We start from the raw sequence: 24,269 nt of genomic DNA on the forward strand, positions 1-24,269 counted from the left end.
ACAAGAATTTCAACACAAAATTGCATTACTTAACCCGTTACCTATTTTCGCAAGTAGTCCCCGCGCTGATTCTTACCAATCCACCTCAATTCTTGGCGAAGCCCAGCCGATTCCTGTCGTGAAGAAAAAAGACAGCCCTCACCCGCCATGTTAGGCTTCCCCAAATCACCGGAGAACCACCATGCAGGCATCAGACAGATTTGATCGAGATTTAGAAAGCCAATTGAACGATCTGCGCGCGCAAGGATTGTACAAATCGGAACGGGTCATCACCTCTCCTCAATCGGGTGAAATCACTGTGGAGCAGCGACAGACGATTAACCTTTGCGCTAATAATTACCTCGGGCTGGCCGATAATCCCGAATTGATCGAAACCGCCAAAGCAGCTTTAGACGCATATGGCTATGGAATGGCCTCGGTCCGCTTTATTTGCGGCACACAATCCCCCCATAAAGCACTGGAATCCAGAATATCCCGGTTCCTCGGAATGGAGGATGCAATCCTCTACGCCGCTTGCTTTGACGCCAATACCGGATTGTTCGAGACCCTCCTCGGACCTGAGGATGCCATTATTTCGGACGCATTAAACCACGCTTCAATTATCGACGGGGTGCGACTGTGCAAAGCACAACGCCTGCGCTACGCCAATTCGGACATGGCCGATCTGGAAGCCAAACTGATCGAAGCCAAGGACGCCCGCCATCGGCTCATCGCCACTGACGGCGTGTTTTCCATGGATGGGTATATCGCCAAACTGCCGGAAATCTGCAACTTAGCCGAAAAATACGACGCGATGGTCATGGTAGATGACAGCCACTCCGTCGGCTTTATGGGAAGGAACGGACGCGGTACCGCCGAACATTGCGGGGTTGAAGGCCGTGTCGATATCATCACGGGCACGCTTGGCAAGGCTTTGGGCGGCGCATCAGGCGGCTATACCGCCGCCAGCGCCAAAGTTGTTGACTGGCTGCGCCAACGCTCGCGCCCTTATCTGTTTTCCAACACACTGGCCCCTGTCATCGCACAAACCTCCATCGCTGTTTTTGATATGCTGGCAGAAGGTGCTGAATTGCGCGCAAGGCTCCAACGCAACGCAGTGCATTTCCGCACCAAAATGGGTGCGCTCGGGTTTGAACTGCTTCCGGGTGAACACCCGATCATCCCTGTCATGCTGCGCGACCCGCAACTGGCACAAGACATGGCGGCCCAGTTGGATAAACACGGCGTCTTTGTCACCGCTTTCAGCTTTCCGGTTGTACCCAAAACCCAAGACCGCATCCGCACCCAGATGTCAGCGGCCCATTCCATCGAACAGTTAGACCGCGCGATTGATGCGTTTGAAACGGTCGGACGCAAGCTCGGAGTAATCACATGACCAACCAAATGCGTGCTTTGGTAAAATCCCGCGCAGAACCGGGTTTGTGGATGGAAACCGTTCCAATTCCGGAAATCAGCCCACGAGATGTGCTGATCAAAGTCAAGAAATCCGCCATCTGCGGCACAGACGTCCACATCTGGAATTGGGACGCCTGGAGCCAGAAAGCCGTCCCTGTCCCCATGATCACGGGGCATGAATTCTGCGGTGAAATCGTAGAATTGGGCGAATCTGTTACCAACCTTCACATCGGCCAAAGGGTCAGCGGCGAAGGTCATATTGTCTGTGGCCACTGCCGAAACTGCCGCGCAGGTCGGGGTCATCTCTGCCGAAACACCAAAGGCGTTGGCGTAAACCACCCGGGCAGTTTTGCAGAATACATCGCCCTTCCCCAAGAAAACGTGGTTCCAATCCCGGACGACATCCCAGACGAAATCGCCGCGATCTTCGATCCTTTCGGGAACGCCGTGCATACGGCGCTCTCCTTTGATTGCGTGGGTGAGGACGTTCTGGTCACAGGCGCCGGCCCGATCGGCATCATGGGGGCCTTGGTTGCGCAAAAAGCCGGCGCGCGAAAAACTGTGATAACGGATATAAACCCGATCCGCTTGCAACTCGCAGCGGACATGGGCGTGCAATATACTGTCAACGCGGCGCATGAACCCCTGCGCGATGTCATGGCGTGGATCGGTATGACCGAGGGTTTTGACGTTGGGCTAGAAATGTCCGGCGCCCCGCCCGCCTTTCGCGACATGATTGATACGATGAACAATGGTGGTAAAATGGCAGTTTTGGGCATTGCGCCAGTTGGCTTTGAAATTGACTGGAACAAGGTCATTTTCAAAATGCTGCACATCAAAGGCATCTACGGGCGAGAGATGTTTGAAACCTGGTACAAAATGATTGCATTGGTCCAAGGTGGACTGGATGTATCAGGTCTTATCACCCATCGCATAACAATCGACGAATTCGAGTCCGGTTTTGCCGCCATGATCGACGGCTCCGCTGGAAAAGTGGTGATGGATTGGTCATAAAGACAAAAAATGCCCTGTTTGATATAAACAGGGCATTTCCATTTTCACGGCCATCGGCGTCCCCGCCTGTACCGTATTGCTAGATTACAGGCATATTGGTTTCCATTTTCTTAAAATATCCATGCCAAAGGCGAAAACAATGCGCTCCGCGCGGGGATATTTGAAGAAAATGGAAAAATGCGCCCGAGTGCTTTTCTACCAAGGAATTTCAACGACTATAACGGTGACATTATCCCGTCCTCCACCGTCAAGCGCGCCTTGGATCAGTTTGTCCGCGATCCCGTCCATTGGCTCGTTGGCGAGCACGTTGAAAATGTCACCCTCATCCATGTAACCGCTTAGCCCGTCCGAACATAAAAGGAAGCGATCCCCTGCTTCATATTGGCCTCGGATCTTGGCGACCTCGGGCAGGTCTCCAACCCCGATTGCGCGGGTGATTACATTGCCATGGGGATGGCGCTCGGCTTCTTCGCGGGTAAGTTTGCCTTCTTCAACCCACTCATTCACCAAAGAATGGTCCGAAGATAATTGCCGAACAAGCCCGTCGCGGCAATGGTACAGGCGGCTGTCGCCGACCCAGAGGCAGACAAAATGATCCTGCCGCAAAATGAGTGAAATCGCAGTTGAGCCCATGGTCCCACCGTCGCGGGCCGCAGCCTCGGCTTGGATGGTTCGATGGGCGGAATGGAAGGCATCGCGCACTGCTTGCATCATTTCCCCGCCGGGCAGATCACTGTCGATGGCAGCAACAGCCTTTACGATGGTTTGACTGGCAAAATCACCCCCCGCATGCCCCCCCATACCATCAGCAACGGTCCATACCCCAAAGTTTTCACGTGACAACATACTATCTTCGTTCAACTCTCGAACCCGCCCTACGTGGGTTGCCGCATCGGTAATGAACACTGGGCCTTGTTCAAACATGGCTGTTCTCTCCCTTTGGTGCCAGAAGATCGGCAAAATTACTGGCCTTTGGCAGACCTTCGAACGTTCTTATATCCCGGCGGGGTGCGCCGCCGAAAAACGTCGAAAGCCAGAAAGACCTCTGTTTTGCCCCGTCCGTTACAGGAAAATCCGGCAGCGCCAAAGTGTCCAGACGCGCTGAAAGTTGCGACTTATCCGATTGTTCGGTCAAGGTTAACAGGGCGATATCTTCCAGTTTGGTCATAAACGGTTCCAAATCCAGTGTTTTCAGCGAAAGGCTTTGGGAAACAGGATGGAAAACAGTTAATGGGAAGCGCCGCCCGACACGGTCCTGGCTGGGCATCATCACCCCGATCATTGGGTTTGGTCCGCAAATTTCCGGCCCGAAACAGAATCGCCAGATCGGTGCGTTTTGATAGGCCTGCTCCCAATCCTCCGCCAAAGCTGTGCGGCTTGCGGCGAGGCTTTCTTGTAACCATGCATCCCAAACTGCCACGAAGGCGACATCAGCACGAGAGCGCACGAAATCGCCATGGGCGGGGATTTTTCCATAATATCCAAACACGCTAAAGCGAATTTGGGCAGCGGAACAAGCGCACTGCCTTGGACGAAAACGGATTGATTGCCGATCCCGCCCGCATCTGGAACACGGCAATCCGACCGCCGACATTAAACACAATACGGGTTTGGTCAGCCACATTGGTACGGCGGATTTCAGAGCTGTCCAACAGGCGGAACCAGCCCCAAGGACCATCCATCTCTCGTTGGTTGCGGCGTCCTTCAATTGCGGGGCTGAAGGTGACAGAGGTGCTGCCCCCTTGTGGCCACTTCAACGAGGTGGTCTGCTGCGGCCCATGCGCATAGTTCAGCGGTTGCCCGTCAATCAACAGCATTACCTCTTGTGCATTCGGGTCAAGCGCGATCGGTTTCAGATCGAAGGTGATGGATGGAAGACCCGGCGCAAGGAAGTAGGCATCGCGAATTTCTGCTGCCAATTCAAACTGTTGCAACACGGAATCTGAAATCCCCAGATCCTTGCCCGTGGTGCGGCGAAATTTCCATGGGCGCGATGTGACGTCCACATGTTCAGACAGATTGTTAAGGAAGAAACTGTCGATCAATCCTTGCGGCGCAAAGAGTTTAGCAAAATCCTGTATACCCACTTCGGCGCGGGATTTGCCGTTAAACGGATAGCGATTATCCAAAGCCTGTTTGCAGAACGGTAGAACTTGCGCCTGCCATTCGTTGTTCAGCTTCGAGCGTTTGCCCCCCGCAGCCGCACCCGATGCGGCCTCGATGATTTGTGTCGACCAGCGTTTTATCGGGCCATCTATTGGTGCAATGGTTTCTTGCAACTGCTGGACGGCTTCTCCTTGACCTGTGACGTTGCCACTGACGGACAGGCGATTGAGTTCTTGGTAAACCGCAACATATAATTCCATGATCCGATTGATTTCGCCGGGTGTTTTTTCATCCAGCCCTTTGACAAAGGTGTTCAGGCTGTTGAAACGATCCTGCACTTGTTGGCCGGGTTTGGGCGGTTCCACCCCGTCCACGGTAGCGGCGGTTTGCAAAACGGCCAGCAAACGCTGGGTGCGCACGCCAAGTCCCTCAACCGCAAGGGAACTTCCCTCTGCGCCAAGACCACTGGCCACGCCGTCCACGACCTCATTTGCGCGGCGATCGGCCAGTCGGGTTTGTTCCGCCACTTGGTTCATGATTTTGAAAATCGGCGACGACGGTCCGGACAACAGGTTCAGGGTTCTAACGGTAACCGACATAGAAGACATAGGCGCAATATCCACGTCACCCAGTATCGTTTCCCATTGGATGATATAATCGGAATAATAAAGATCGAGCACATCGTTCGCGATCAGCGCAAGGGCGTTCGTATCGCTTAAATCTTCGGCACGGGGGCCAAGGACCCAGTTGTCTTTTTTGATCTGCTCGGCCACATCCAATGCAGCAGGCAAGAACACGTTATAAAATCCGTCATAGGTATAAATACCCGGAACCCCTGTGGAAAGTTGCAGCCCCGAGGGACGCACCATCACCTGATTTGTGGCGGCCCCGCCTGCAAGTAACAGGGTCCATTCGGGCAGGGATTTCGCTTCGGGCCCGTCAACAATGGTACGGTAAGCCCGCGCAGCAACAGGTGTTTCTGACAGGATGCCCTGCACTTGTTCCACCAAAGGCCCATCCAGAGGGATTGAGATCATCGGCTGGTTAATCATATTCGTTAAATGGGTCACAAGCGCGGTTTGCGAAGCTGCATCAGGTTCACCGGAAAATTCGTTCGCCCATTCCAACGTGAACCATTGCAGCACCAGATCGCGATCCATCGGCCCCTGTTGGCCCAGCATCATATAGACCTTCAAAGCCTCAAACAGCAGGGTTTCGTTGTTCAGGTTTGACTGGATCAACTCCTCCATCCGCAACAGCAGACGGGGCAGCAGTTTCTGGTTCAGTGCCGCACGATAGGTCTGCGCCGCCTGCGTGCCAACCGCGTCACCTTGATACAAGCCATAGGTCAGCCCACGCGCTGGCATCGGATCGGTTTGTGACGGGTTGCCCGGCATATCCAGCAGGATGTTCAGCGGTTCAACCAATTGACGTACATCCGTGTCTGAAATCGGATTTCCAGGTACATCCGCCACTTTGGTGGAATAAAGATCAATCTGCGTTTTCGCGTCTGCCACCAACTGACGGTTGCCCAGAAAACTGTTAGACCACAGGCCCATTACCCCAAGCGTCAGCAAAACGGCCGCTGCAATGGTGCCACGTACAATCCAGCGATAGCGGCGTTCTACTTTGTCATCCGCAGACACAAGCCCCGCCTCGGGGAAGATCACCTGATCCAGAAGATGCCGCAAGAAATAACTGCGTCCCGCACCCTGCCCCGAGCCAAGCGCCTGACGGCCCAGCCCGAAGGTCCGCGCCATGCCGCCCATCAGACGGTCAATCGGCGTACCTTCTTGGGTGCCCGAGGAAAAATACAGGCCGCGCACCAATTGGGTTTGAGAAAACTTGCTGTCGAGGAAAATCTCGGTCAGGAAATCGCGCACAACAGGGCGCAGACTGGACACTTGCTGGGGGAACCCTGCGATCATCGAACGCCGCTGGGGATCGTTCACCTGACCCAACAGGTCAAGCGACAGGTTATTCAGATGGGCCAGCATGGTTTCAAACTGTTCATCGAACCCGTCCAGTGGTTTACGTTTATCCTTGGGGCCTTCCATCGGATAGGTGAAGCCCCAGACCTGTTCGCGTGCTTCACGGCCTAGATTTTCAAAGAATTCGGTAAAGCCCACCAGCAGATCGGCCTTGGTTAGTAGAATATAAACCGGAAACCGCACCCCCAGTTTTTCGCGCAATTCTGTCAGGCGCAGGCGGATAGCCGTGGCGTATTCCTTGCGTTGTGCGTCATTCTGTACGGCTATATCCGATAAGGAAATTGCCACAATCGCACCGTTGATCGGTTGGCGTTTGCGGAATTTCTTTAGCATATTCAAAAAGCCGTTCCATGCACGGCTGTCCGCTTCGGCGTCGCTGTCTTGGGTGGTGTAGCGTCCGGCGGTGTCGATCAAAACCGCCTCATCAGTGAACCACCAATCACAGTTGCGCGTGCCACCAATGCCACCAATGGCTTTCATGCCCATCTTTTCGGCCAGTGGGAATTTCAGACCCGAATTCACAATTGCAGTGGTCTTCCCTGCACCGGGCGGGCCGATCATCAGATACCACGGCAGTTGATAGAGTTTCTGGCTGCGTCCTTTGCCCCCCAGTTTGGATTTACGCAAAGTTTTCAACGCATCGCGCATACGGCTGCGCATTTCCATCAACTCGGCTTTGACGGTTTCGTCTTGTTCATCCGCCGGATCGTCTTCCACATCGACGATTTCATCTGCCATTTTGGCTTCGCGGCGGGATCGCAGCAAGGCCAGCAACAGCATCAAGAACACCGTGAACACCAGAATAGCTACAATCGTGATGACCCGAGAGGATACGGATTCAAACGGATAAACGCCCCCAAGACCGATGATTGGCCCCAAGAACCAGACAATCGCCATCAACATCAAGGCAACTATGCCAAGGATACCGTTCGTGTGGAAAAACCACCGGAATATGCGTTGCAAAAACCGCATGTATTAGTTCTCTCTCATCAAAATAACTTCGATCCGCCGATTTTCCGCGCGCCCCTCTTTGGTGCCGTTATCCGCAATCGGTTCGTTGTCGGAACGGCCTTCAGCGGACATACGCGCGGGGTCTTTTAGCGAACCAGCAATAGAGTCCATCACCTTTTCCGCCCGTTTCAGCGACAGATGCAGGTTGGATGGAAACCGCGCGGTTTTGATCGGGATATTGTCGGAATGACCCGCGATAATGATCTTACCCGGTTCTTCATTCAAAGCCTCGGCAATGCGGGTCATGATCGGCACAAACCGATCTACCAGCGTGTCAGATGCGGGTTGAAACATGCCTGATCCTTTGATCCGCACAGTCACGGTATTGGCGTCATCAAACACCGTCACCAGCTGTTCTTCGATTTCCTGTTCCAGAAATTTCGCCACCCGCTCCTTTTGCCCACTTTCCACAGGCGGCGGCGGTGGCGGAGGTGGTGCTTTGCGTTTCAATTCAACCTGTTCGGTCGCACCTAAGGCGGCCAATTGCCCTTGCAAGCGTTCGGTATCGCCTGACAAGGCCCAAGCAAGACCCACATAGCTTAACCCCAGAATGGCCGTCATCAGACCAAAGATCAGCCATGCCGGCATCCATGCGCTCAGCGGTTTGTGTGGCAATTTCAGCCCCTTCCACACGGGCGCAATCTCATGTTCCAAAGGACCGCGTTGGGCGCGGATCAGTCTGGCAAGGCTTGCGCGTATCGTTGCATGTTTCTCTGCGCCCCGATCCTCGACACGCAAGCGCCCCTCAAACCCTAAAGAGAGGCACATGAAGATGAACTCTAGTAGAAGAAGGTTAACGGTAGGTTCCTTTTCCAGCCGTGCCAGCAATTCATAGAACCGATCCCCGCCGTGGGTTTCTTTGTGAAAGGTGCCCACCATGGATTGCTGCGCCCAAATCGACCGCCCGCCCCAAGGGGTATTCAACACCACATCATCAATGGTTGCACAGATCGCGTAACGGGCAATTTTTACCTGCTGCGCAGGGACTTGCGCAAGCAAAGCGGCGGATTCAAACTTTTGGATTTCTTGCACGACAGAGCTGCGCAACGCCGTGGGATCATTGTGCTGGGCGCGGTTGCGAATACGTCCAACCAATGAAAACAGCGGCGCCGCTGCCGCATTCAACGGGTTAAGGCCGGAATTTGCAGCACTCATATCCACCATAGCAGCTTGGGGCTGGGCTGCTGATGGACGCGGCGCAGCACTTGGTTGTGCTGCAGGCGCTGGCGTAGGTGTCGGGGCCGCAGGCGCACGCCCGCCAGGGTTCAGGTTTACGACCGTCTTTTCGGTATCACCCGGTTCTGCAAAAGGATCGTCTTTATTCACCTTGTTACCTCTTTTGTGTCAGGGCTCATCCGTTGCGGATGGCCCATAACTCCATTTCCAAGCCGGGGAATTCGCCGGCCACATGCACGGCCAACCCGCCTGATGTGCGCATTTTCTTCCAGTATTCGCTGTCTGGGTCCAATTCGAAATAGACCACCCCCGCATGGTAAGGAATCTGACGCGGGGCAACGGGCAACGGACGCAGACCAATCCCCGGCAAAGCAGAGTTCACCAGTTGGCGGATGTCTTCAACAGGCCCCAGTTTCGCCTGTGTCGGCATATGGCGACGGATATTTTCAGCCGCGGTTTCCGCCTTGCAGGCCAGCACCATCTGCGTGCCCGTCAGCAGACGTTTATCGGCAATCACCCCAACAGAAACGCCGTATTTACGCGCTTGCAGCGGGATCGCCACAGCGGTTTGTTCCAGCACAGCTGACAGATATTGGCGCAGGGTGCGGATCAGCGGCTGAAAGGTGCCCGTCAGATTATCATGCTGATAAGGCGGAAATTCGGGCGGGCGTTTTTCAGTGGCCATAAAGGTGGCCAACTCCCCCGCCATCCCCAATAGCATCATGTACAAACTGCACGGATGGGTGTTTTCCACCAAACCCAGATGGCGAATTTGCGGCAGGTAGCGATTTACCGTGATCAACAGCAGATAATCCGACAGCTCTGCCACGCCTTTGGCAGGGCCGCTGTCTGACAGCCGTCCCGAAAGCGCATCACAGCGGTGCCCCAGCAGGCCCTCTATTTCGCGCAGGAATTCCGTCAGGGGCTTTGCCGCCCGCTGATCCAGAACCGTGGGAATGAACGAGCGATCCAACAGGATTTCCCCGTCAGAACGGACCTCGATCACTTTGGCAATCGGGATCACCAATTGGTCTTCGAGATCATCCAGATCCAGCGCGAATTGCAGCCGTAGTTTGCCCACGCCGATGGTGGTGGGCTTGCGATCCCGCCCCACCGCGTTGGTCACATCCACCTCTGAGGGTTGATAGCGCGAGGCAGAGTTTTCGTGAAATTCCAATTCCACCTCTACTGCGCCATGCCGCCGTGTGGGGATCGCCAGAAACACCACCGATTCCTTAACCGTGTCAGGAATTTCCATCGCAGGTGGCAGGTCGTCCACCGCAGGGATGCGGAAACTGGTGCCATCAGGCGTGATCCCGTCGCAGGATTTGATCGCGAATTTGCCAAGGCGCAGCAATTCGTCATCAATGGTCAGTTCACGCAGACCCCAGATATAGGGGGCCGCCCCCCGTGAAATCCCCGCGATCTGGCTTTCCAGATAGCGGTCATTCTGCTGGAAATGATGGGGTTGCAGGAACAACCCTTCGGACCAGATGACTTTACTTTCCCAAGACACGTAGCGCGTCCTTCCTACTTACTGATGTTGACGCTGCTGGCCCCCAGCGACACGGTCAAAGCGTTGGCTTTACCCCCTGCAATGCTGGTAGACGCGCGCCATTTTGCGGTTGATATGGCTTTGAACCCGACGATCACTCCGACGAAAGACGGGCCTTCGCCGTCAAAAGATGCGGAAATCTGTTTGGATTGACCGGGCGACAGCAGAACCGACTGCGTGCGCACCAGATCAGCGCCCAGCACAGCAGACGGGTTGGATGCCAGTGATCCGTAATCCGCGCCATTGAATGACGACGTAGAGTTCAGGTAAAAAATCGTCGCTTTGGCAGGCAACCCGCCGTTCACATCCGAACTGGCCGTGACATTCATCGCAACACTTGTGGCAGTGGGGGTACAGGCGGTCAGAACACCCAAAACCATCATCGACAATCCCGTCAATGCCGTCCGTTTTAAGGTCATAAACATAAGTCTTTTCCTTTCCTAATTCAATTTCAGTTTTTGCAACTGCGCTTTATAGGCTTTGGCAAATTCCTTGCCGAACAGCGCGTTAAAATCTTCTTCGGCGTCCAGTGATAATTGTTTGTATAGTTTTTCGAATATATCCCAGTATTGCGCTTTTTTGCCCTTGAGCAAACCACCCAATCGCCCGCTGTCTTCGATCTTGCTGGATAATTCCGCAGGGTCGAACCGCGCCAGCAGGGTTTTGATCGCGCTTTCCATGCCAGACATCATCGCAACCTCATGGGCTTTAATGTCCATCATCGCCTCGGCCGCGGCTTTGTCGGCGGTTTGATAGCCTGCGACTGTGGGTTTTATCATAGCCTCAACCGCTTGCTGACCGGAAATAGAAAATTTGATGGGGTTGTTGCCATCAGGGGAAATCATCGTCTGGCCAAGGCGCAATTCGTCTTTGATGGACGCCCGTGCCATTAACACTTCACGCGCGCCTTCAACCAAGGTGCGGAATGCAACGCCGGTGCGTTCCATGATCGGGCCAAGTTCATCGTCCGCAATGCGAGAGTGATCTACGCCTGTGGCAGTCAGGAACTGGCGGGCCACATCGGCACTAAGCGGTGTTGCATTTGGCGCAGCAGCAACTGGTGCTGCGGCCTTAGGTGCAGGCGGCGGCGGGGGCGCGGCAGGTGGTGTTGGGGCTGGGGCTGGCGGCGCAGGCTCAGGCGTGGCAGGAGCCGCAGTTACAGGGTCTGGTGCAGGTGTCGGGGTTTCCAGCGGACCACCCAACAGATCGTCCAGCGGGTCTGTTTCCCCAGACAAATCCCCTGCCCCAAGGCCATCGGTGAAATCCGGCAGCGGGTCTTTGTCCGGCTTCGGGATCGAAAACGGTTCTGATGAAAACGTGGTTTCAGGAATCAAACCTCCGCCCGCCGAAGGGGCAGCAGGTACGGGTTTAGAAGGCGCGCCCAGCAAGTCATCCTCCCATTCGTCGGGAATAGAGGATGCAGTGTGTTTGGCCTGAAAGAAATCCTGCCCCGGCGCGGAATGGTTCGCCGCGCTGGCACCGCCTTCCCTGTCAGGGTTCGGCGCGACATCTAGGAATTCGTCAATGGTGTTATCCGCGTCATCCGACAATTGCGCGGTTTTCATTTTCATAGCGTTAGGCGGGGTTTCCCCCAGCAACCCATCCAGAAAATCACCGCCATCCGTGTCCAGACTGCCGATTTCACCGATAGTATCCAATGTGGGCGGCGCAGTGTCATGGACGATTGGCTCTTCGCCCACAGGGAGCGGCAGATCGGCAAACGGGTCCGCCGACTGGCTGTCCACGGAAATATTTACCCGCATTTCATAGGGGCCAATACGCAGGGTATCGCCATTGTTCAGCGGTGTCGGAAAATCCCCCAGCGGCTCTGACTCTCCGTTCAAAAATGTGCCATTGGTCGAGGTGTCTACAATCACGTAATCCCCATTGCGTTCCTGCACTACAGCATGGGACGAGGAGATTTCCCGTGTCGGGTCAGGCAGCACAAGATTGTTTGACTCAGACCGTCCGATAGACAACGCGCCGCCGATCAAGGAAAACGAGGTTTCACGGCCCGCTTGGGCACCACTGGACAAAATTTGAAGCGTTAGGGTCATAGAGTTCGCGTTCGTCCTTATCCGCCAATCAATACAGTCGGGAAGCCCGGAGGAATGATGACACCCCCATGGGCCGTTGAATCCGAAACCCGCGCGGCTGGCATATTGCAAATCAACACCGTGGCCGAGCCTTTGACGATCACATCAGGCGGCCCGACGCAGACACACATGTTTCCAACAGTGGCCGCAGGCAGGTTACCAATCAGAACTGTTGGCTTGCCGGGGGGGGCAATCGGCCCGCCCACATGGGGCACCGGCCCTGTGGTCATCGGGCATGTGTGCATATCGGTAATACGTGCAGCAGGCAGGCTCATCGGGTCGGCTCCTGTTTGGTTCTATCCACTATAGAAAGTTTCTTTGGTTTCTCCACTCTTAACACTTGTTCACCCGTCATTTTTTCCGGTTCCCCCAGCGGCGATATTCAGGCTGAACCCTACAAGGTCTTGCCAGTTGGTTTCAGCCTTGGCGGCATCCCCGTCCCGCAGTGCCGCCTTTAGCAACATGGCAAACACCATGGTCGGACAGGCTGTAGGCGGGCTGTGCACCACGTCCTCTAGACCTTTGGCCATCCCGTGAAAGGCCGCATCCGCTGCCAATACGGTTGGATCGTCAAAATCAGCGTCTTTAATGGCCAGTTCCACCGCTTTGCGCGTGTCCTCGTTCGGTTTATACACCCAAGCCTGCGCCGCTTTCAGTGCCGCTGTTGGCTCTGCGCCCTCTGGTAACATCTGTTCGCCTGCCAAACAGGCAAGCCAGACAGACTCGCGTACGGGCAAAGCATAGGCCAGCACCCGAAAGAATGCGGGCATGTCATGGGCCAGATACAACGCCGCCAGCGCCCCTGCCACGGGCTGATCCGGATCAATCCCATGGGCAGGATCAACCTTTAGCTTGCGCGCACGGCAAAACCCGCCAAATGCAGAGGTGTTGATCTTTGCCAGCCCGTCGAAATCCTCGGCTGCAAATGAATTTGTCCCGGTCATTCAAATGCCCCTTAGTTAATCTTAACCAAACCGCCCGACAGCTTTAACATCGCGCTGCCGCTAACGTCGGTTTTAGTGCCCGAAATGCTTGCCACGCCGCTTGCTTCTACGGTCACCTGCGCCGCTGAAATCTTGATGCTGGAAGGGGTCATTTTGATGGTTGATCCCCCGCAGCTTAGCGTGATCGACGATGACGCGGTCAAGGACATATCCGTCCCCGCAGTCAAAGACATTTCTGTTCCTGCGGTTTCGGAAATTTCCGTTCCCGCCGATAAGGCAGAGGACGCACCGACCGTGATTTCCATATCCGTGCCCACATTCAGCGTATCGCTGGCGGCAATGTCTGTGGTCCGCTCTCCGGTGCCAACAGTCAGGGCATAATCCCCGTCACTGACGGTTTTGGTGAAATTGGTCTGGATCGTTTCCGTCACATCCCCCGCGCCCGACTCCACCCCGTAGGTGCGCGTGGTATTGCGCCAGACGGACTGGGTGTAATCCCCGTCCGGTTTGTCCTTCGAGCCGATCTTTACGTCCGCGTTGTTCTTGATAATCTGAAGATAGTCCTTTTCGGACTGCATACGGATGTATTCCGCGTCCTTCTTTTCCTCCAGAACGAATTCATGTTTGGCGTTGTTATCCTCGTTTTGATGGGTGTCACTGACCAGACCGATCTGGGTCTTATTGTCAGGCAAGCCAAACGGAGTGGTTTGCTGGTCATTGTAGACACTGCCCACAATTAACGGGCGATCCGGATCCCCTTCGAGGAATTGCACCACAACTTCCTGGCCGATGCGCGGAATGTGGATCATCCCCCAGCCCTTGCCTGCAATCGGTGTGGCCACGCGGATGAAGCAGGAAGAGTTTTCGTCATTTGCCCCCAGACGATCCCAAAAGAACTGTACTTTCACACGGCCATGTTCGTCAGTGTAAATTTCATCCCCGCTCGGGCCGACCACCACAGCGGTCTGGATGCCGTGGATCACGGGCCAAGGCACGGTTGATACAGGCACATAGGCAATTTTTGCGTCTTGTCCTGTCAGTTCAATGGTCTGGGATTCCACCGCTTTTTTAGGGTCGTGTTTGCCCGTGCGGGACAAGGGGGCCTTGTCATCGGTGCGTTCAATCCGCAGCTTTTGTTTAAGGGTCAGAACCAGATATTCCTTGTTCTGCGCCCGTGTCGGGTGCTTTTGCAGGGTGAATTTCGCAGCCGGCGTCAACGCTTTTACAATCCCCGCCCCCCAAATGCGGTTCTTGCCTGCGATAATCGCCTCCATGCGCCGGCGGGCCAGTTTGGTGCCATCCGCAGATTCCGTATAGCGACCGGGGTAATCAAAAATCTCGTATTTTTCAGCTTCATCCTTGCGGGTGCCGGTCAGTTTGGTTTTCGACTTGGTGAAATCATAATCATCCAGCGTGACCTTATCCGTATCCACACGGTAGCCGTCTTTCCAATTGTCGATATAGTCAATTTCCGACCGCTGGCCTGCCTCTTTGTCCACCATATCAATCTTGGCTTCGCCTTTGATCGGGGACAAGGTCGCGCTGTCGTCACAGATGGTTAACAGGTCTTTGCCGCCACTATAGTCAAAGTAGAAAAACCGCCCCTCTTCTTCGAGCAAACGACGGATGAAATCCCAGTCGCTTTCGCGGTATTGCACGCAGTATTCCCGAATGGGCGGTGTATTGCTGCAAGACCATTTGTGATCGCTGAACCCCGCATCACGCAGAACCTCTTTGACAATATCATCCGCTGTTTTTTCCTGAAAAATCCGACAGTTGGTTTTGCGTGTTAACAACCAGGGCCAGGCCCGCATACGGACCTTGTAATGGGCGTAATTGCCAAAGCCCATACCCGCAGACATGCCCAGAAAGGTGCATTCCACACAGGTACCAATCCATTTGCGCACATCGTTTGCCATATCCATTTCAATGGTAAAGGTGTCCGCCAGAAAATCCGTGCTATCCAGATCGGGCTTTTCGGCCAGAAACTCGACGCTGATATCTGTCAACTGGTCCACACCCTCTGCAATATCCGCAGACAGCATATACAAATCAGACGTATTACGCGCGCATTTCACCCGCTGTGATCGGCCTTCTAACGGCAGTGGATCGGCCATTTCAACCTCCTCTCCGGCATGGGCGGGTTCAGCGCCGTCCGGTACATTTCAATTTTACAAATCCGCCAGCAATGCGGCCAGATCGTCATCCATATCGTCGTCGTCCCCGTCAGAGCCGTCGTCGTCATCATCGTCAAAGCCCGACAACAGATCATCCAGATCGTCGTCATCCCCGAAATCGAGCCCCAGATCATCGTCGTCGTCATCTCCGCCAAGGTCCAGATCCAGATCGTCGTCGCCGCCCAGATCAAAGTCATCGTCGTCACCGCCGCCAAAGCCGAAATCATCATCGTCATCGGCAGCGTCACTGCCGTCTGCGTCCTCATCCTCGGCAACAGCGCGTTCGGGCTTTTTCAGCCCCGCGCCCAGCGCAACGCCAGTGCGGGCCTGTATCTTGCCCGATTGCAGCAGTTTGGCTTCTTCGCCAGACCACAGCCCCAGCAATTCCCCGCCGCCCAGCGCATTGAAAGAACCAAGCCGCACCACGTTCTGCCCCTGGATCGACAGCACCGGCAGATAGCCGCGCTGTACGGTTTCTGTGGACATACGCACATTGATCAACCGCTCGGTCGAGGGCAGCGCCACCTGATCGCCGTATTGATCCATCATGTAGTGGAACGGCATATCATCCACCGACATGATCGACCCCAGCGAAATTTCTGCCCCCTGCTGCGCCAGAGTTTGTGCCAGCAGGATCGCCACCAGCGTGGCGGGGTTGCCCATCAACAGGGACCGCATGCCTTCGCGGGTGTTGAATTCTTCATAGTCGAACGGGTCCACAGGCTCGGTCTTTTTGCCATAGGGCATCCGCAGCAAGAACCGCGGCGCGGCGAGTGCGATGTATTTCGCTTCAGGGGTTTCGCGCAGGGCGGCCCATGTTTTGGCGATCATCGGGTGCAGATCGTCCGCTTTGGTTTGTAAGAACCCTGCCCCCATCGCCGCGATGAACGGCGCGTCCATTTGTGCGCTGATCTTTGACATCCGCGCCAGCAGTTCCGCATGGGGCGGCGTTTCTTCAAAAGTGTACAGCCCCAGCACGGCGGCCAGTGGCCCCTGATCTTCGTTCAGGCGGGGGCGTTCCACCAGCATATCATAAAGCGCGCTATCGCCCAAATCTTCATGGGCGGCCAGATCGGCGGTGAATTCTTCAACCGCTACGTCATACAGCACCAGTTCCAAATGGCTGCCGGTTTCAATCCGCCGCGCCAGCATATCCAGCGTGCGCCAGTTGGATTCAACCGCTTGGAAATCGGGATGGTGCAGGATCGACGACATGGCCGCGCCCAGCGCCTGATCCACAGCCGCCAGCATGCTGGCTTGTGCGCCATCGGGGGCCGCCATCACAAAGGGCGCGACAATCCGCTGGATCATCGCATCAATTCCGGTGGGTTCGGGTTTGGGGGCCGCTTCTGCCCCGATCAGCGCTGCGAATTCGCTGACCTGCATGGAGGCGTTGGCCGAAGCCCCTTTTGCCCGTGACTTGGACATCAGTTTGAAATCACCGAATTCCCCGCCCCATTGCTGTAACTTGGCCGTCAAAGCGTCCAGATTGGTGCCGCGCTGAATTTGGGTGCGCAGGCTGGACAGTTCCGCGAAGATTTCCACGTTGTCATACAACTCATCAGGATGCAGATCGTCGATCTCTCCCAGCTCCACCTCAATCGCCGAGCCGTCCCTGCCAAGCGGCAGGGTCAGTGTGGTCGCAAACCGTGCAATCACGTCCTCTACCGTATCAATGTCGAATTTGATCGCCTTGCGCGCTGCCAGTTCGGAACCGCCTTGCAGTTCCCCTTTATTGGCCCGCCCCGAGAAATCCCCCAGAATAGCAATCCGCATCTTGCGCCGGTCGCCCGGATTGATTTGCGGCTTTGGGGCCGTCATCTTGCCAAAAGCCGGATTATAAGGCGCTTTGGGCGGTGTCGGGTCTGCGTCCATCTCTTCGCCCTCCATAAGCGTTTCTGTATCATCGTCATCGTCGGCCAGTAGATCGTCTAGGTCGGTGTCCTCGTCACTGTCTGCCAGCAATGCGTCTAGGTCGGTGTCTTCCTCATCGTCGGCCAGCAGATCCTCTAGGTCAGTTTCCTCGTCATCGTTCCCGTCATCACCATCATCGGCGAATAAGGCGTCCAGATCATCCCCCGCATCGCTGTCATCATCTGCCAAATCATCGGGCGCGTCTGTGTCATCCGTCACACCCGCAAAGAATTCATCCAGATCATCAGCGTTATCCTTCTCAGACACATCCTCCCCAACATCCGCCAGTAAGGCGTCTAGGTCTTCGCTCTCATCAGCTTCATCCTCAGGCGCATCCTCAACAACATCCGCAAGCAGAGCATCCAGATCTTCAGAGCTATCGTCCTCCTCAGTCACATCCCCTGCAACATCCGCCAGTAACGCGTCTAGGTCTTCGCTTTCATCAGCTTCATCCTCTGGGGCCTCCTCAACAACATCCGCAAGCAAAGCATCCAGATCGTCAGAACTATCGTCTTCCTCAGTCACATCCCCTGCAACATCAGCTAGTAAGGCGTCTAGGTCTTCGCTTTCATCCGCTTCATCTTCTGGCGTATCCGCAGCCATATCCCCGAGCAGGTCATCAACCGAACTGTCGTCGGCTTCCTCATCTGGCACATCGTCGGCCAAGGCTTCTAGCACCGTGTCGGTCTGATCCTCGACCTCATCCATCTCTGTCGCTTGGGCGGTAATGTCTGACAGTAGCCCGTCCAGATCGTTGCTATCCTCGGCAGTGTCATCGGGCGCGCCTTCAGCCATATCCGCCAGCAGGTCTGCGGTTGCGGTGTCTTCCCCCTCCTCAGCCGGATTGTCAGCGGCCATTGCAGCCAGCACATCGGTGCTATCGTCTTCGGGTGTCTCTTTATCCTCTGCTAGAGCAGACTCTGCCATTGCGGACAAAAGATCATCTGACGTGGTATCGGTCGCTTCCTCTGTCGGGGCATTTGACGCCATCCCGGCGAGCAAGGCCTCTGCCCCATCGTCTTTGACTTCATCCACAGGGGCTGTGGCTGCCATTCCTGCCAAAAGATCAGAGGTCGCAGTATCGGGCGCTGCCTCAACAGGCGCATCCGCTACTAGGTCCGCCAATACATCGGATGATGTATCTTCGGGCACAACATCATCGGGCGCGTTAGCCGCCAACCCTGCCAGAACCTCCGAGGTGGTGTCTGTTTGTTCTTCTTCATCTGGCGCAGCGGCTGCCAGACTGGCCAGAATATCCCCAGCGGCATCCTCGGGAACCGCCTGTTCTGGGGCATTTGCCGCCAGACCTGCCAGCACATCTGCCGTGGTATCGACCGTGGCCTCTTGCGTTGGCGCCGAAGCTGCCAGTCCCGCCAAAACGCTATCCGTATTATCCACCGCCATAGCCGCTGGCGTGGCGGCTGCTTTCATCGCAGATAGAATACCGTCCACCTCAGGCGAGCCACCCTCTACCGCGTCCCCCGCCAGTAAGGCACGAAAAGTGTTCGGGTTTTGTAACAGGGACAGGATCATATCCTCGGCCCCGGTTTTGCCATCCATATAGGTCATCAGATTGGAAAGCTGCGTGCGCGCATCCAACAGCTTTTTCAGCGGCTCCACCTTGCTGGCAATCGCCGCCGGGGAAAAATCTTCCATCCGCTCGAATGTCAGATCAACAGACAGGTTGCCTTCGCCTGTCAAAGTATTGGGCACAGCAAAGGCCGCGCGGGGTTTCATCGCCTTCATGCGGCTGTCAAAGTTATCAACGTCGATTTCCAGAAACTTGCGATCCTCGACACTGCCCTGTTCCACAACAGACGCGCCTGACAGATCAGCCATCACGCCCATAACAAAGGGTAGCTGGATTTTTTTCTCAGCGCCGTAAACTTCGACGTCATATTCAATCTGAACACGCGGAGCACGGTTTCGGGCGATGAATTTCTGACTGTCAGCCATTCCGGCTCTCCTGATTGGCGCTTATCTCGGCCAGTTGTTTTTGTAAGTCTGCCAGTTGTTCCTGAACCCGCGCGTTACCCTCGGATACGACACCCATGATGCGTTCCAACTCGGCGTCTTGTTCCTCTTCCACGGCGGCCTGCATGGTGTTGACCAACAAACCGATGAACAGGTTCAAAACCGCAAAGGCCGTGCAGATGATGAAGGGTACGAAGAACGCCCAAGCGTAGGGGTGAACCTCCATCACGGGGCGCACGATTCCCATGGACCAGCTTTCCAGCGTCATGATCTGGAACAGCGAATAGAGCGAGGCCCCCACCGACCCGAACCATTGGGGAAAAGTCGCGCCGTATAGCATGGTCGCCATCACGGAGAATATGTAAAACACAATGGACAGCAGGATCACCACCGCGCCCATGCCCGGCATTGCATCCAACAGCGCCTTGATCACATCGCGCATCTGGGGCACCGCAGACAACACCCGCATGGCGCGGATCACCCGCAACCCGCGCAGCACCCGCAGGCTGTCAGTTGCAGGGATAAGCGAAATGGTCACGATCCCCAGATCAAAGATATTCCACGCCGAAAGGAAAAACCGAAACCCGTAGGCATAAAGTTTCAGCACCATTTCAACCACAAAAATGATCACAACAAGATCGTCAAACAGCGCCAGCGCACCGCCTGCCGCCTGGACAATCCGATCCGACGTGGCCAGACCCAGCGTGATGGCATTCAGGATAATGACCAGCAAAATCGTATTGCGCACCAAAGGCGTTTCAATCCACGCGATCAGCTTCCGGCGGTGGCCCACCGGAGCATGCACCCCATCAGGTTCTGCTGCATTTGTCATTGGTTCGTCCGTTATTACTTTGGTCGTGTCATTACATAGGGGTGATATTGAAGGCGCGCGTGTTATTTAACAGATCGCGCCGCTCAACACGGCGCGATCTTAATTTTAGCTGGCAGCTTCCACCACATTATCAACCAGGCCTTTGACTTCTTTAATTGCGTCCCAAAGGTCTTGGCCCTCGCTCAGGATTGTGGATGGATCCAGCGCCTTAAGCTTTTGCAACGTGGTCTTGTCGTCGATCTCCAAACCACCCGACTTCATGATGTCCTGCATATCATCAAGAAACTTTTCACGCTCTTCCAGTTTAGCCGCCAAAACCGAGACTTTGCGCTTTACACCCATCATCTTGGCCCCGATGGCCACACCCTCTTTCAGGTTCTTGGCAGCCTTCATGGCCTTGCTCAACTTATCCGCACTGCCTGACAGACTGTCAGTTTTATGGCGTGTTTTGGTGTTGTGATTGCGATAGGCTTGGCGGGCTTTTTCCACATCCGCCATTTTGGATTTGATCTTGGCCTGGACGTATTTCATCACTGTGCCCAGAACTTCTTTGGGCGATTTATCCCCCAGAACTTCGGCCGAGGTAGATTTCAGCTTGCCCATCAAAGTGGCCAGCGCCTGTTTGGGGTTTTTCACATCAATGCCGCTGGTGTCGGTAAGACCGCTGCGCTTGATCGCCTGATCAATTGCCGTGCCCCGTTCATCCAGCATCGCCTTGACGCCGCCCAGCAAATCCTTACGCAGTTTGGCCTCGTTTTTAAGCTGCTGCTGCAACTCTTTGCCCAAGCCGTAAAGTTCGGTGACAATGGTTTTGTAAGACGTCACATCCGCCCCCGAAGTCGCGACCAGTTTGGCAACAGAGCCGCCGATCTTGACCACGCCCATGGTCACCTTAAAGCCCGTTTTGATCCGCGCCTCTTTCAGCAAACTATCGCGCTGGCCTTCCTTTTTCAGCGCATCTGCAATTGCCTTATCCGCCGCGCCCTGCGCCCCGGCAATGGCTTGCTTGATCATGGTGTTGGCGGTTTTGGTCAGCTCTATGGCCTGTTTTTGCCCCTTGCCCGAGGGCTGCTGCATTAGAACGCCGATTTTAGCGTCCAGCTTGGCAGCCTCTTCGGTAATAATTTTCTCATAGCGATCAAATTCCGCCCGCCCGACCTTTTCAAGACGGTCAAAAACCGCAGTCGGAGCCTCTTTCGGGGTCTTCAGCGTCCCTTTGGTAGTGATTTCGATTTCCACATCCACACGGGATTTCGGAATCTCAATATATTTCAGTCCAGACCGATCACGGATCAGGTCGACCACATAAAACTTCTCTTTGCGTGTTGTTGTTTTGGCCATTATGTTTCTCCCGTTAAGAAATTAAGTCATGCTACCCAAATACATACGTAAATTCGTCACCGTCTGTGCTGACATTCACACTTTTAACATCTTCGCCTGCCATCATCTTACGCAAGAATTCACCCGAGACTGCAGGCAGCAGATTGTTGGTCAAAACCGCATCAATCATACGCCCGCCGCTTTCCACTTCCTGACAGCGCGATACGATCAGATCGACCACTTTGTCGTCATAGGTGAACGGCACGCCATGGCTTTGCTGAACCCGTTTTACCACACGTTGCAATTGCAGTTTGGTAATTTCGCCGATCATTTCCGGGCTGAGCGGGAAATAGGGAATAGTAACGATCCGCCCCAACAGCGCGGCCGGAAACACTTTCAGCAGTGGCTCTCGCAACGCCTTGGCGATGCCATCCGGTTCAGGCATCAGATCCGGGTCTTTGCACATATCCATGATCAGATCGCTGCCCGCGTTGGATGTCAGCAGGATCAGCGTATTCTTAAAGTCGATCATCCGGCCCTCGCCGTCTTCCATCACGCCTTTATCAAACACTTGGAAAAAGATTTCGTGCACGTCCGAGTGGGCCTTTTCCACCTCGTCTAGTAGCACCACAGAATAAGGTTTACGCCGCACGGCTTCGGTCAGGATACCGCCCTCGCCATACCCCACATAGCCCGGAGGCGCACCTTTCAGCGTTGAAACCGTGTGGCTCTCTTGAAACTCGGACATGTTGATGGTGATCATATTCGCCTCGCCCCCGTACAGGGTTTCGGCGATGGCAATGGCGGTTTCGGTTTTGCCCACGCCGCTGGTGCCTGCAAGCATGAACACACCGATGGGCTTGCTGGGGTTGTCCAGCCCCGCCCGAGCGGTTTGCACCCGTTTCGCGATCATTTCCATGGCGTGATCCTGCCCGATCACCCGCTTTTTCAGCGCATCCGCAAGGTTCAGAACCGTGTTGATTTCATCCTTAACCATGCGGCCCACAGGAATTCCTGTCCAGTCGCCCACAACGCTGGCCACCGCTTGTTCATCCACGATCGGCAGGATCAGCGGGTTTTCCCCCTGAACCTGCAACAATTCAGCGTCTTTGGTTTTCAGATCGGCCAGCAAGGCGGCGCGGTCTTCCTCAGACATTTCGCTGCCCTCTGGCACCTCGGATGCATCTTCACCGTCTACAGCGCCGCCATCGCCGCGCAATTTGGCGCGGATCGACAGGATATCATCCACAATGGCTTTTTCGCTCTGCCAACGCTCCGTTAAACCCTCCAGCCGTTCCGTTTCAGCCTCCAGTTTTTCCTGTGCAGCCTCTTCACGGTCTCCTACATCATAGCCCGCGGATTTTTCCCGACCGATGATGCCAAGTTCGGTTTCCAGCGCCGCAATCCGCTTTTGGCTGTCTTCAACCTGCGCTGGTGTGGCGTGTTGCGAAATACCGACCCGCGCACAGGCGGTATCAATCAAGCTGACCGATTTATCCGGCAGTTGGCGGGCGGGAATATAGCGTGCAGACAGATGCACAGCCGCTTCAATTGCTTCGTCTAACACTTGGACATTATGGTGTTTTTCCAACATTCCAACAATGCCACGCATCATCAGAACCGCCTTATCAAGACTGGGTTCATCCACTTTCACAACCTGAAAGCGGCGGGTCAGTGCGGGGTCTTTTTCGATGTGTTTTTTGTATTCCGCCCAAGTGGTCGCGCCAATTGTGCGCAATTCGCCCCGTGCCAACGCAGGTTTCAACAGGTTCGCCGCATCCCCCGTGCCCGCCGCCCCGCCAGCGCCCACCAGTGTGTGGGTTTCGTCGATGAACATGATGATCGGGGTGGTGCTGGATTGGACTTCCTCGATCACTTGTTTCAGACGGTTTTCAAATTCGCCCTTCATGCTGGCCCCAGCCTGTAGCGCCGCCACATCCAGTTCCAACAACCGCGCGCCTTGCAACATGGGCGGCACATCACCCTTGGCAATGCGCAGCGCGAACCCCTCAACCACGGCGGTTTTGCCAACGCCAGCCTCGCCCGTCAGGATCGGATTGTTCTGGCGGCGACGCATCAGAATGTCGATCAACTGGCGGATTTCCTCGTCGCGCCCGACGATCTGGTCGATCTCCCGTGATAAAGCCTGCGCGGTTAAATCCTTGCAATATTGCTGTAGCGCTTCCTCTTTGCCCATGTTGGCAGGAGACATCGCGCCCGATGCCTCGCCCGGGACAGCACCTGCCCCGGCGCCGATGCCAGAGCCGTCTTGCGGGCTTAACCCTTCTTCGGGCGATCCATCGACCACCTCGTCAAAGCTATCCATCAGGTCGTCAGGTTTGATCTTTTTGAATTCTTCGCTCATGCCATTGAGAACGCTGCGCAGGGAACCCGTTTTCACCATGCCAAGGATCAGATGCCCCGTGCGTACCTGTGCAGAACGCTGCGCCAAAGATGCATAAACCCACGCCCGTTCCACCGCGTTTTCCAGATGTTCAGACAGATCAGAAATCGAAGACGCGCCGCGCGGCAAAGCATCCAGCGCGGCTGTCATATCCTTGGCGACTTTGGAAGGTTCCAGTTTGTAATGCTGGATTATCCGATGCAAATCGCTGTCTTGGCCCTGTAAAATCTGATGCATCCAATGAACCAGTTCTACATAAGGATTGCCCCGCATTTTACAAAAAATAGTGGCACTTTCGATGCCCTGATACCCAAGTTTGTTTAGCTTGCCGAAAAGGGCAACGCGGCTGATCTCTGACAT

General features: G+C 55.2%; 16 protein-coding genes and 1 pseudogene. 2 read left to right on the top strand and 15 right to left on the bottom strand.

All coding sequences use genetic code 11. The annotated features are described in order from the left end of the window. Positions 1-181: 181 nt before the first annotated feature. A complete protein-coding gene (locus GGE09_RS12600) occupies positions 182-1,375 on the top strand; it encodes a glycine C-acetyltransferase (protein WP_309746488.1) in 1,194 nt (397 codons plus the stop codon). 8 nt (positions 1,376-1,383) lie between these two features. After that, complete coding sequence (gene tdh / locus GGE09_RS12605; protein ID WP_405048552.1) at positions 1,384-2,409, top strand: L-threonine 3-dehydrogenase; 1,026 nt, start codon at positions 1,384-1,386, stop codon at positions 2,407-2,409. A gap of 195 nt (positions 2,410-2,604) precedes the next feature. Here tdh and GGE09_RS12610 read toward each other — a convergent pair whose 3' ends face one another. The 15 genes and pseudogenes from GGE09_RS12610 to tssH all read right to left on the bottom strand — a co-directional run bounded on the left by GGE09_RS12610 (position 2,605) and on the right by tssH (position 24,269). Then, positions 2,605-3,333, bottom strand: coding sequence for a protein phosphatase 2C domain-containing protein (locus tag GGE09_RS12610; RefSeq protein WP_309746490.1), 729 nt, complete (start codon positions 3,331-3,333; stop codon positions 2,605-2,607). After that, positions 3,326-4,003, bottom strand: a complete 678-nt coding sequence (tagF, locus tag GGE09_RS12615) for a type VI secretion system-associated protein TagF (protein ID WP_309746491.1) — start codon at positions 4,001-4,003, stop codon at positions 3,326-3,328. Before tagF ends, GGE09_RS12610 begins: the two co-directional genes overlap by 8 nt. Further along, positions 3,900-7,478, bottom strand: a complete 3,579-nt coding sequence (gene tssM, locus GGE09_RS12620) for a type VI secretion system membrane subunit TssM (protein ID WP_309746492.1) — start codon at positions 7,476-7,478, stop codon at positions 3,900-3,902. Before tssM ends, tagF begins: the two co-directional genes overlap by 104 nt. 3 nt (positions 7,479-7,481) lie before the next feature. After that, positions 7,482-8,843, bottom strand: coding sequence for a type VI secretion system protein TssL, long form (gene tssL / locus GGE09_RS12625; protein ID WP_309746493.1), 1,362 nt, complete (start codon positions 8,841-8,843; stop codon positions 7,482-7,484). Between the two features lie 25 nt (positions 8,844-8,868). Beyond that, positions 8,869-10,209, bottom strand: coding sequence for a type VI secretion system baseplate subunit TssK (gene tssK, locus GGE09_RS12630; protein WP_309746494.1), 1,341 nt, complete (start codon positions 10,207-10,209; stop codon positions 8,869-8,871). Between the two features lie 14 nt (positions 10,210-10,223). After that, positions 10,224-10,673, bottom strand: coding sequence for a type VI secretion system lipoprotein TssJ (gene tssJ / locus GGE09_RS12635; RefSeq protein ID WP_309746495.1), 450 nt, complete (start codon positions 10,671-10,673; stop codon positions 10,224-10,226). A 15-nt stretch (positions 10,674-10,688) separates the two neighbouring features. Then, a complete protein-coding gene (gene tagH, locus GGE09_RS12640; RefSeq protein WP_309746496.1) occupies positions 10,689-12,305 on the bottom strand; it encodes a type VI secretion system-associated FHA domain protein TagH in 1,617 nt (538 codons plus the stop codon). 17 nt (positions 12,306-12,322) lie between these two features. Next, on the bottom strand, positions 12,323-12,619 hold the full coding sequence (locus GGE09_RS12645) for a PAAR domain-containing protein (RefSeq protein WP_309746497.1): 297 nt from the start codon (positions 12,617-12,619) through the stop codon (positions 12,323-12,325). Positions 12,620-12,688: 69 nt separating this feature from the next. After that, on the bottom strand, positions 12,689-13,288 hold the full coding sequence (locus GGE09_RS12650; protein ID WP_309746498.1) for a DUF6931 family protein: 600 nt from the start codon (positions 13,286-13,288) through the stop codon (positions 12,689-12,691). An 11-nt stretch (positions 13,289-13,299) separates the two neighbouring features. Further along, positions 13,300-15,405, bottom strand: coding sequence for a type VI secretion system tip protein TssI/VgrG (locus GGE09_RS12655; RefSeq protein ID WP_309746499.1), 2,106 nt, complete (start codon positions 15,403-15,405; stop codon positions 13,300-13,302). Positions 15,406-15,459: 54 nt separating this feature from the next. Then, the gene (locus GGE09_RS12660; RefSeq protein WP_309746541.1) at positions 15,460-18,810 is read right to left on the bottom strand and encodes a type VI secretion system contractile sheath domain-containing protein; all 3,351 of its coding nucleotides are present in this window, start codon (positions 18,808-18,810) and stop codon (positions 15,460-15,462) included. 51 nt (positions 18,811-18,861) lie between these two features. Beyond that, positions 18,862-19,335 (bottom strand): annotated as a pseudogene (gene tssB / locus GGE09_RS12665) (type VI secretion system contractile sheath small subunit); the annotation flags it as partial. Next, a complete protein-coding gene (locus tag GGE09_RS12670; protein WP_309746500.1) occupies positions 19,328-20,185 on the bottom strand; it encodes an ion transporter in 858 nt (285 codons plus the stop codon). The gene GGE09_RS12670 and the pseudogene tssB, both read right to left, overlap by 8 nt. 105 nt (positions 20,186-20,290) lie before the next feature. Next, complete coding sequence (locus tag GGE09_RS12675; protein ID WP_309746501.1) at positions 20,291-21,526, bottom strand: hypothetical protein; 1,236 nt, start codon at positions 21,524-21,526, stop codon at positions 20,291-20,293. 31 nt (positions 21,527-21,557) lie between these two features. Continuing rightward, complete coding sequence (tssH, locus tag GGE09_RS12680) at positions 21,558-24,269, bottom strand: type VI secretion system ATPase TssH (RefSeq protein ID WP_309746502.1); 2,712 nt, start codon at positions 24,267-24,269, stop codon at positions 21,558-21,560.

The organism is Roseobacter sp. N2S (genome assembly GCF_031454055.1).
GTDB lineage: Bacteria > Pseudomonadota > Alphaproteobacteria > Rhodobacterales > Rhodobacteraceae > Amylibacter.